The organism is Dankookia rubra (assembly GCF_004355005.1).
GTDB lineage: Bacteria > Pseudomonadota > Alphaproteobacteria > Acetobacterales > Acetobacteraceae > Paracraurococcus > Paracraurococcus ruber_A.
Genome location: NZ_SMSJ01000028.1, coordinates 64,403 through 71,800, shown reverse-complemented (window position 1 = coordinate 71,800; position 7,398 = coordinate 64,403). Strand labels below are relative to the sequence as shown.

The window sequence follows — 7,398 nt, the reverse complement described above, 5'->3', positions numbered from 1 at the left end:
GAAGGCCTTCCGGCAGAACACCACCTGTGGCGGATAGGTATAGGCCGCGAGCAGAACGAGACCGTAGCGCTCCCGCAGCAGCGCCTCGAGGCGCGGGCGCCACAGCGCGACCGTGTGGCGCAGGGCCGGCATGTCGGGGCTCAGCAGCGGCAGGTCGATCGCGTTGAGCTCCGGCTCGTCGGCCGCTGCCAGGCCGAGCAGGACATTGCCGAAGGAGACCACGCCGAGCCGCAGCAGTTGCAGCATCTCCTGGCCGCGGATGCCGCTGCGGTCGAAGGGCACGATCTGCACCTGCACCTGGCCCTCGGTGATCTGCGGCACACGCCGAGCCCAGAACGGTGCCTCATGCGCGTCGTATTGCTGCACGCCGGCGAGGCCGCCGACGACGTCGATCTGGTACAGCGGATCGGCCCGGACAGGGCGGCTGCCGCCGCTGGCGAGCATCAGGGCGGCGCAAGCCGCGAAGACGGCAATCTGCAGGAAACGGACGCGATTTATTACTGTTTGATTCAGAAATGCATAAGGCATCGCGAAGATCCTGAACGTGACCGCCACTGATGAAGATAACGAAAACATGTATTGGAATGCAACTCAAGATTGTGTACGCGGATGCTGTATACACACCCGAGAGTCAGAACGGCGGGGGTTCCCGCCGGCAGGCTCAGGTCAGCCTGTCCGCCCCTTGCTGCAAAGAGGTTAACCGGTGAAACTGTGCGACGCCGCCAAGCCGAGCAGGCTGGTCGAACTTCCCTTCTCGATCCATCGCCTGGCGCCGCAGGATGCCCCGGCGCTGGCGGCGCTCTGGGCGGAGATGCAGCGTCACTACGGCAAGCCGGTGACGCAGGACACCGCCGCCGCGGCCGCGACCCAGGCCTGCGAGGCGCAGCGGCAGGAAGGCTTCGCGCCGCGCATCCTGGTCGCCCATGCCGCGGACGGCAGCCTGGCCGGATCCATCGTGCTGAATGTCAGCTTCCCCGCGAACGAGCTGTCGCGCTCGCTTTATATCCGCGACCTCTATGTCGCGGCGGCGATGCGCCGCCTCGGCGTCGCCCGCGCCCTGTTGCACGCGGCCGCGGCGCTGGCCCTGGCGCAGGGCTTCTCCGCGCTGGACTGGACGGCGGAGGCATCCAATTCGGATGCGCGCCGGCTGTACAGCGGCGAAGGCGCCAAACTTCTGCCGCGGGTCTACTATCGGCTCGACACCACCAGCATGCAGCAGCTTCTCGGGCACTGATGCAGCGATAGCACTGCGCCGTGCTGCTCCAGGCCGGGCGCGGGGCCGCCGCGCCGGGGCCGGTCGCGGCGGCGCGGCGGCCGCGACCGACATACTCCACCGCGCTGCTGCTGGCGGCGGCCGTGCTGCTGTTCGGGGCATCCTGGCCGGCGGTGAAGGTCGCCATCCTCGGCACCGGCGCCACCTCGATCTGGCTGACCGCGAGCCGTTCCGGCCTAGCGGCGCTTGCCTTGATGCTGCTGCTGCTATCCGCCGGGCGGCTGAGCCGGCCCGCGCGGCCGGACCTGCCGGCCCTGCTGGCCATCGGCGTGCTGCAGCTGACCGTTTTCTTCCTGCTCTGCAGCTACGCCGTCCGCTTCGTGCCCGCCGGACATACCGCGATCCTGTCGAATGCCGCGATCATCTGGGTGGTGCCGCTCGCCGCGCTGCTGCGGCAGCGGGAGCCGCCGGCGCGCTGGATCGCGGCCGCACTGACCCTGGCCGGGGTCGCCATCATCATCGATCCCTGGTCGATCAGCGCGGCGAACGGGGCGGCCGCATGGGGCCATGCCCTGCTGCTGGCCGCGGCGCTTGCCTGGGCCTGCACCATCCTGGTGACCAAGGCTTGGCCGCCGCGGCTGCATGTGATCTTGCTGCTGCCCTGGGCCTTCGCGCTCTCCGCGGCCCTGCTGGTGGGCCTCGCCATCCTGCTGGAGCCGGATGGCGGCATCCCGCCCGCCGCCTGGCCGCTGGCCGCCTTCAACGGGCTGGTGGTCGCCCCCTTCGGCACCGGCTGCATCATCGAGCTGTCGCGCCGGCTGACTCCGACCGCCGCCGCGATCTCCTTCATGATCATCCCCGTGGTCGGGGTCCTGATCTCGACGGTCATGCTGGGGGAGGCGATCGATGCCGCCCTGCTCTGCGGCGGCGCGCTGATCCTCGGCGGCGCGGCGCTCACCGCCGCCCGGTAAGGCGGGCAGCCGCTGGCGGTTCCGGCAGCCGGGCCCACCCGCAAGGCCGGGTGGCGATGCGCGCCGCGTCGGGGCCACAGGACATGGCAGGGACGGCGGGCGCCGGCAGCCCCCCCCCCCGGCGGTCCGCGGCCGGCTCGCGATCCGCATGCGATACGGCCGTATGCGGCATGGCCACGATCTGGGACGATGCCGGCTGCAGCAGGGTCCGGTGCCGGCCGGCACGGGCCCCGCGCGGGAGGAAACGACGCATGGAACGACACTACGGCTGGGTCATCGTCGCCGTCGGGGCGCTGATGGGCTGCATCGGCATGGGGTCGATGTTTTCCCTCGCCGTCTTCCTGGATCCCATCGCCGCCGATACCGGCTGGTCACGCGCGGGCATTTCCGCCTCGATGACGGTCGCCTTCCTGGCGATGGGCCTCGGCGCCTTCGGCTGGGGCTGGGTCAGCGACCGCCACGGTCCGCGGATCGTCGGCATCGCCGGCGGTCTGCTGCTGGGGACCGGGCTGGTGCTGGCCAGCCGGGCGGAGAGCCTACCGGCCTTCCAGCTCGCCTACGGCCTGTTCATCGGCGCCGCGGTCGGCGCCTTCTTCGCGCCGATGATGGCGACGGCCAGCGCCTGGTTCGACCGCCAGCGGGCGCTGGCGGTCTCCCTCGTCTCCGCCGGGCTCGGCATGGCGCCGGTGACCGTGGCGCCTTTCGCCCAGTGGCTGCTCTCGGGCCATGACTGGCGAAGCGCGCAATTCGTGATCGGAATCGTCGCCTGGGTGGTCCTGCTGCCAGCCGCGCTCTTGCTGCGCCGCCCGCCGGGCATGACCCCGGCCGCCGCCGCGGCGGCCTCGGCGGCGGGCAAGAACTTCACCGCCCGCCAGGCCCTCGGCTCCCGGCAATTCGTGGTGCTCGCGGCGACCTTCTTCGCCTGCTGTCTGGCGCATGCCGGGCCGATCTTCCACGTGGTCAGCTATGCCATGGTCTGCGGCCTGTCCGCCGTGGCCGCCGTCAGCGTCTACAGCCTGCAGGGCCTGTCGGGGCTCGGCGGGCGGCTGCTGCTGGGCGTGCTCGCGGATCGCCACGGCGCCAAGCCGGTGCTGATCGGGGGCCTGCTGCTGCAGGCACTGGCGATCGGCGCCTTTCTCCCGGCCAGCAGCCTCGGCGAGTTCTATGCCGTCGCCGCGGTCTTCGGCCTCGCATATGGCGGGGTGATGCCGCTCTATGCCGTGCTGGCGCGCGACTATTTCGGCCCCCGCGTGATGGGGACGGTGTTCGGCGCCGCGACCATGGTCTCCTGCCTCGGCATGGCGGCGGGACCGGCGGTCGGCGGCTGGATCTTCGACCGGTTCGGCAGCTATGCGGGGATGCACCTCAGCTCCCTGGCGATCGGGCTCGGGGCCGTGGCGATCGCCCTCACCTTCCCCCCGTTGCCCCGGCTCCGGCCCGAGCAGCTGAGGCCGGCCTAGCGCACCGGCAGCGGGCCTTCCCGACTCCCCGCACGCCATTTGTCCGACGGGCGCCGGCCGCCCCCGCCCCGCCGCCGTGGTGCGTGGACAGCGGCCGTGGCGGCAGCCGCGCAAGGGGGATCAGCCGATGGGCTGCGGCGGATGCCACCCCGCGTCGCCGGCATCGCGAGCGGCTTGGCCCGGCTCCTCCAGGGCAAGGAGGTGCATCCACCGGTTACCGAACAGCGCGCGCAACCCCGGGTGCCGCTGCAGGATTGTCTCGATCGCCCCGCGCGGCGCGGCGACGAGCACGCTGAGGCGCAGCGGCTCATGCGCCAGCCCCTCGCCGTCATGCACCGACTGCCAGGGCAGGCCGGTGCGCAGCGTGCCGACGTTACCCTCCACCATGCCGACGCCGCCGGTGGCGTTGTGCAGCAGCTTGTTGCCGCCGCCGAAAGCCTCCGGCGCCACGACGGAGCCGTAGTGCTGCAGGCTGATCCAGCTGGCGACCACGACGGGCGCGGTCAGGATCAGCTCCAGCACGCGGAACCCCTCGTCGGCGCGCCAGTCGTAGTCGTGCAGGAAGGCGCCCCCGCCTGCACGAGCAAGGCCTCGGCCTGCCGCAGCGCCGCGGCATGCGCCGGCGCCGGGTGGTCGGCGGCGTGGATGGTCACCGCATCGGTTGTCGTGTCGTGCAGCGCGCCGAGGAAGAGCGTGTCCGGCGGGATGGCGATGCCACGGGCCGCAAGGCCCTCCCGGACCTCGGCATCGTTCAGCAGCGTGGCGAGAAGCCTTGCGCTCACGGCGCCCTGGTAGCCGCCGCAGGCGGTGCAATGCAGCGCGCTCGCATGCGGGTTGCTGACGACCATCGCGCCATGGCCGGCCAGCAGCACGAGCGGCGCGAGGTCGGTGGTCAGCGACATCGCGCGCAGCACGGCCTCGGCCGTGTCGATCCGCTCGGCAGCGGGCAGCGCCGCCACCCTGGCACGCTCGGCCGCGGCCTCCGACGGCACGGCGGCGCAGGTCAGGAAGCTCGGGCGCAGCAGCACCGGCAGGCTGTTCTCCACCACGTCCGAGGCGAAGGGTTGGTGCGCCACCGGCAGGCCGAAGAAGCCGGCGAAACCCTGGGTGCGGATTCCGGGGTCAAGCGACTCGAGCGCCCGGCGCAGCACCTCGGAGCGCACATCGATGCCGAAGGCCACCTGGAGGTCCGGCCGCGTCGGCGCCGCGACGGTCACCGGGGCGGCGAGCGTCGCGCCGAGCGCTCTGCGCGGCGCGCTCGGCCGCCTCCTGCAGGATGGCGTCGACCAGGTCTGCCGGCGTGGCGACGACCGGGGCGGCATGCGCGGGGAGCACCTCGCGCCAGCGCGCGCCGACCGCCGCGCCGTGCCGGGCGAGCAGCGCCTCCTCCCAGACCAGGCGCACGGCGAGCAGTTCGGCAAGCGTCGGGTCGGTGCCGCCGGCGCGCTCCGCCTCGAAGCCGCGCTGGCGCGCGAGCTGCGCCCAGCCGCCGAGCGTCATCAGCAGCCGGTGCAGCAGCGTCTCCAGCGTGGCCTCCGGCACATCGAGCGCGGCGAGCGCGCGTCCCGCCGCGTCCTCCGCCCCAGCCGGCGCGGCGGCCACATGGGCGCAGAAGCCCTGCATGCCGAGGATCCCGGGCGGCAGGTCGCGCAGCGCCGTCGCGTACCATGAGGCATAGAGCGAGCCGCGCCGCGGCACCGGCCAGAGCGCCTGGCCCGCGTCGAACCAGGCTGCGGCAAAGGCGCCGAGCCGCTCGGCGAGGATGCCGGGCCAGTCGGTGCCGGTGGCCTCCGCCACCAGGTCGGCAACCGTCGGCAGCGCGGCCGGCGGCGGCACCTGCAGGGCGAGCGCGGCAGGCGCAGCCCGACCGCGGCGCCACCAAGCGGAGCTTCGTGCTCGACCTCGCGGCCGGACATCCTGCATCCCGGTCCAGGTCTTCCGATGGGCAAAAGACGCTGCCTTCCGCGCCCAACAAACCGGCAGCAGCGCACCATTGCTGTCGCGCCGCGCAGGAGCAACCATCGCCCGGACGGAAGCGCGCTGCCGTCGGGAAGGTTCTCCGCTTCGAACTCGGCCCGAGGCAACTTCCCTGGTCCCTGAACGCTGGCGGGTCGCAACCGGCCCAAGGCCAGGCCCGCGCCGGGGATCGCGGGAAGGAAACGGGGATGGTCACGAGGCTGAAGGTCTCGCCGGTTGAAGGCGGTGGGGGATCGCCCGCCCATATGGCTGTGGCCGAGGGGCGCCTTGCGCGCATGGCGCTGCGCTTCACCGCCTGGGCTGAACGCTGGTTCCCGGACGCCTTCGTCTTCGTGGGCATCGCGGTCGTCACCGTGTCCGGCGCGGCGCTGCTGAACGGCGCGCCGCCGATCGCGGTGGCCACGGCCTTTGGCGCCGGCTTCTGGAGCCTGATCACCTTCAGCATGCAGATGGCCTTCGTTGCCATCGTCGGCTACGTCGTCGCTACCTCCCCGCCGGCGCAGCGGCTGATCCGGCGACTGGCGGCAGTCCCGTGCAACGGCCGGAGCGCGGTCGGGCTGATGGCCGCCGTCAGCATGATCGCCTCCCTCTTCAACTGGGGGCTCAGCCTCATCGTCGGCGGACTCATCGCCCGTGCCTTGGCCGAGCGCGCCGACATCCGCGTCGACTACCGCGCGGCCGGCGCCGCGGCCCAAGTCGGCCTCGGCGCAACCTGGGCCATGGGCCTCAGCTCCTCGGCCGCGCAGCTGCAGGCCAACGCCGCCGGCCTGCCGCGCTCCCTGCTGCCGATCACCGGCGTGATCCCCTTCACCGAAACCATTTTCCTCTGGCAGTCGAAGGCGATCACGGCGGTGCTCCTCCTCGTCTCGGTGGTCATCGCGTCTGGTCCGCGCCATCCGACGGCAATGCGGTGACGGCGGAGCAGATGGGCGTGCAGCTGGGGCGGAAGGCCGAGGACGCGACCCCGCCGCCGCAGCAGTCCGGCGAGCGGCTGGAGCACTCGCCCATCCTCACGCTCTTCCTGGCCGCGCTCGCCGCGGGTGGGTGGTGCAGGAGTTCGCGCGGCAGAGCTGGATGATCGCGATCTCCAACCTCAACACCTGCAACTTCATCTTCCTGATGCTCGGGCTGCTGCTGCACTGGACGCCGAAGCGCCTTCTCGCCGCGGTCGCCAAGGCGGTGCCGGCGACGGTCGGCGTGCTGATTCAATTCCCGCTCTGCGGCGCCATCGCCACCATCCTGACGACCGCGAAGGCGGCGGGTGGCGTCACGGTCTCGGGGCAGATCGCCCGTCTCTTCGTCAGCCTGAGCACCCAGGGCAGCTTCCCGCTGTCCATGGGCGTTTATTCCGCCATCCTCGGCTTCCTCATACCAAACCTTCGAGAGGCGAAGGCCGCGCATCGAAGCGGTTGCCTTCCGGAAGGCGCAGGACCGCTCAGCCTGGTGCAGGGCGAGGATCGGCTCTGGCGGGTGCTCAACCCGGATGGCGATACGGGCAGGCTGCGGGAGGCGAGGCTGGCGCGCTCGGGCGGCCAGCTGCCGCCGCCGGCCAACCCGCTGCGCCGGGCCACGTCACGCGATGCGGTGCGAAGCTGGACCTGTCGCGCTTCAGCGAGGTGACGTGCGCCCGTGAGGGCAAACCGGCCGCCGCCTACCTCAACGAGATCGTCGACCGGCTCGGCCAATCGTGCCACAGGGGATCCCGGACGACCCGCAGAGCCGCCTGCCCTGCGCGGTGTTCGGTCACCTCGCCGGCACATCACCGTCGCGCCGACCC

6 protein-coding genes and 2 pseudogenes are annotated in these 7,398 nt (G+C 72.2%); 6 read left to right on the top strand and 2 right to left on the bottom strand.

All coding sequences use genetic code 11. The features are described from left to right. Nucleotides 1-528, bottom strand: a pseudogene (locus E2C06_RS19335) (hypothetical protein); the annotation flags it as partial. Nucleotides 529-703: 175 nt separating this feature from the next. Between E2C06_RS19335 and E2C06_RS19330 the strand changes: the two are divergent. From E2C06_RS19330 to E2C06_RS19320, 3 genes are all read left to right on the top strand, one after another. After that, complete coding sequence (locus E2C06_RS19330) at nucleotides 704-1,234, top strand: GNAT family N-acetyltransferase (protein WP_133290248.1); 531 nt, start codon at nucleotides 704-706, stop codon at nucleotides 1,232-1,234. 20 nt (nucleotides 1,235-1,254) lie between these two features. Then, nucleotides 1,255-2,184, top strand: coding sequence for a DMT family transporter (locus E2C06_RS19325; protein WP_133290247.1), 930 nt, complete (start codon nucleotides 1,255-1,257; stop codon nucleotides 2,182-2,184). 251 nt (nucleotides 2,185-2,435) lie between these two features. After that, on the top strand, nucleotides 2,436-3,644 hold the full coding sequence (locus E2C06_RS19320) for an MFS transporter (protein ID WP_133290246.1): 1,209 nt from the start codon (nucleotides 2,436-2,438) through the stop codon (nucleotides 3,642-3,644). A gap of 120 nt (nucleotides 3,645-3,764) precedes the next feature. Here the strand turns inward: E2C06_RS19320 and E2C06_RS40340 are convergent. Continuing rightward, nucleotides 3,765-5,474 (bottom strand): annotated as a pseudogene (locus tag E2C06_RS40340) (putative inorganic carbon transporter subunit DabA); the annotation flags it as partial. Nucleotides 5,475-5,536: 62 nt separating this feature from the next. On the opposite strand from E2C06_RS40340, the gene E2C06_RS39500 reads away from it, so the two are divergent. Genes E2C06_RS39500 through E2C06_RS38775 form a run of 3 tightly spaced genes read left to right on the top strand, consistent with a single transcriptional unit; the run spans nucleotide 5,537 to nucleotide 7,241 of the window. Beyond that, a complete protein-coding gene (locus tag E2C06_RS39500; RefSeq protein WP_241671361.1) occupies nucleotides 5,537-6,535 on the top strand; it encodes a TIGR00366 family protein in 999 nt (332 codons plus the stop codon). Then, on the top strand, nucleotides 6,532-6,699 hold the full coding sequence (locus E2C06_RS39495; protein WP_241671360.1) for a hypothetical protein: 168 nt from the start codon (nucleotides 6,532-6,534) through the stop codon (nucleotides 6,697-6,699). The genes E2C06_RS39500 and E2C06_RS39495 overlap by 4 nt, the downstream gene beginning before the upstream one ends. Beyond that, on the top strand, nucleotides 6,696-7,241 hold the full coding sequence (locus E2C06_RS38775; RefSeq protein ID WP_206664599.1) for a TIGR00366 family protein: 546 nt from the start codon (nucleotides 6,696-6,698) through the stop codon (nucleotides 7,239-7,241). The genes E2C06_RS39495 and E2C06_RS38775 overlap by 4 nt, the downstream gene beginning before the upstream one ends. Nucleotides 7,242-7,398 lie beyond the last annotated feature (157 nt).